Raw genomic sequence first — 2,500 nt, 5'->3', positions numbered from 1 at the left:
CGGCTGCCCGGGGTTCGCCCGGGATCCCGGGCGTAGGAATCGGTTCTGAGGGAGGGCTCGAGGCTCGCGTGAAGCCGAGGTCGCTCGCGGCCGCAGCGAGCTGCCGGGCATCCTCCGGACTCGTATGCGGCCGTGGGCGGGGCGAGGGCAGGAACGGGGGGGGGAACGGAGGCTTGCTCATCGTTAGGCGCCCTGTTGCTCGGCCAAGCCCTGTTGCTCGGCCAAGCCCTGTTGCTCGGCCAGGATGGTGAGGAGCTCGGTCAGGACGCCGCTCACCTCGGCGGCGGCTTTCGGATCTCCGCCCGGCCCGGCCGGTGTCGACCCCGTGAAGTGAATGGACTGGTACGCGGCCCGCTGGATCACCTCGGTCCGCAGTAGCGGGATACCGGCATTCTGGATCTCCTCCCGGGCATGCTGGGCGACGCGGCTTTGGAGCGGCGACATCTGGGTCAGGACCACCCGCGCCGGGATCGATCGGCGCAGCATGCGCTCGGCCCGCTGTACCACCTCGTAGGTCCGGAATACCTCCTGCAGGTCCATCCCCGAGATCTTAGTGGGGACTAGAACGAGGTCCGACTCGGCGATCGCGTAGGTGACGGCCTGCGAGGCCGCCCCTTCGAGATCGACCAGAACGATCCCGTACTGCGTTGCCGCCTCCCCGATGCGATCGAGGATGACGGTCTCCGTCACCCCCGAGATGACCGCGACGGTGGAATCTGCCCCCGCGCGGTCGCGCCATGCGCCGACATGCCCGTTCGGGTCGGCATCAACGATGACCACGCTTCCCCCCTGGCGGGCGAAGGCGTCGGCCAGGCAGATCACAAGGGTCGTCTTCCCGACTCCGCCCTTTGTCGAGCAGACGCTGATGACCGCCATCGAAAAGGCCCCCCGGGCTTTGCTAACCCAAACCTCCAAAGGCCCTAGGGCCTAAATCTCCAAGAACCCGTAAACCCAATCGCGTTCTTGGGCAAAAACCCATTTGCCCATTGAGACAGGATTCGTGTTTTATTTTATAACGTTGCGCTTCTCTGGTCGCCATGCCTACCTTGGATCGGCTGTCTGCACAGGCCCTCGATCCTATCATTTTAGTCGGCTGGCACAGCGGGTTGGACGGTCGCGTTGGTCCCGACGGTGGGACCAGCCAGGCGCCGATTCGAAGCGGCACAAGTCCCTGGTTTGACAGGAGAGCCCCTCGCGTGCCGAATGCACAGTCTCGGTCTCTCGCAAGACCGGAGATTCGATCAAGGAACCACCGCCACGCCGCAGTAGGACCCTGAAACGACAACGGCCCCCCGGTCGCCAAACCGGAAGGGCCGTCAAATCGTGTGATGTGCAAAAGACAACGGAACATCCTCAGCACATCATAGCTCCCCTCAGGAGTCAATCGAGAATGTTCATTCTCGGAGCGATGTCGCTTGGCCTGATGCGGTCCCAACCCAGGGACCACCATGTCGTTCGACCATCTACTCACCCTCGTTAACCATGTTCCCGTGGCCGCCCTGGACGCCCTGAGCCGCGATGTGTGGCGATCGGTCGGGGAAGGCGCTCTGACGGAAGCGCAGGCCCAGGAACTCGCCGAAGCCATTCACGGCCGCCGCCGGCCTGATCAGGCCGCCGCTGTCTCCCTCGGATGTCTCAAGGCCGTCTCATCTCAGATGATTCCTGGGATGGCCGCAGAAGCACCCGGAGCCTCCCCGGGCAAAGACCCCCGCCTTTGGTCCTACTTCCCGACCAAGAACCCTCAGCGCTCGCCTGATAGGGCCCGATCGCAGGTGCGGCGGCGGACCCTTGCGGCTTCCGGCCCTCTGCCGCCGAGGCTCGCCTGCCACTTCACCACGGGCGAACTGGCGGTCCTCAAGATCGTGGCCGATGCATTCGTCGCTGGCCGCCAATGCACGCTCTCGATCCCCGAGATCGCCGCACGGGCTGGTGTGGGCCAGACCAAGGCGCGCCTCGCCTTACGGATCGCCCAGCGCCTCGACCTGGTGTCGATCACGGAGCGACGGGTCCACTGCCGTCCCAACCTTACCAACGTGGTTCGGATCGTCTCCCCAATCTGGCTGGGCTGGCTGGCCCGCTGGAATCCCCGGAGCAAGGTCCCGGATGGGGTCAGCAGTGACGGCCCGCGTCCTCGCCAAGCCATCGGATCCACGGTCGTTCCTGCAGACGGGGGGGAGGGTTCACTTTTGAGAGGGCCACGGAATCAGAGGTTTTCGAGAAGAGAGGCGGATGGCCGTGCAACCTGGAGATGACGGTGTATCAGACCCAGAACGGCCAAGATCCGAAGCCTCAGCTCTACCCTGAAGCGAAGGCTGGGAACCTCAGGCACGCGCAACGTCGGCATGAGCACGTGTCGAGGTCACGCGATCCGCGGCGTGATTCCGGACCGGAAAGGGCGCGACCTCGACACGTCCCTGCAGCGTCCGGGAGAGAACCAAACTGCGACATGTGCGTTTTCCCCGATCGCGGGTGTTGACGGGTCGGATTGGGATCCGTATAC

At 64.8% G+C, this 2,500-nt stretch carries 1 protein-coding gene; it reads right to left on the bottom strand.

The window, feature by feature from the left end; translation table 11 throughout:
- Window positions 1–183: 183 nt before the first annotated feature.
- Window positions 184–876, bottom strand: coding sequence for a nucleotide-binding protein (locus ACV7NL_RS24745; protein WP_463357403.1), 693 nt, complete (start codon window positions 874–876; stop codon window positions 184–186).
- Between the last annotated feature and the right edge of the window lie 1,624 nt (window positions 877–2,500).

The organism is Methylobacterium sp. Ger2507 (assembly GCF_055231875.1).
The sequence above is the reverse complement of the archived record's forward strand: the minus strand, read 5'-3'. Positions and strand labels throughout refer to the sequence as shown.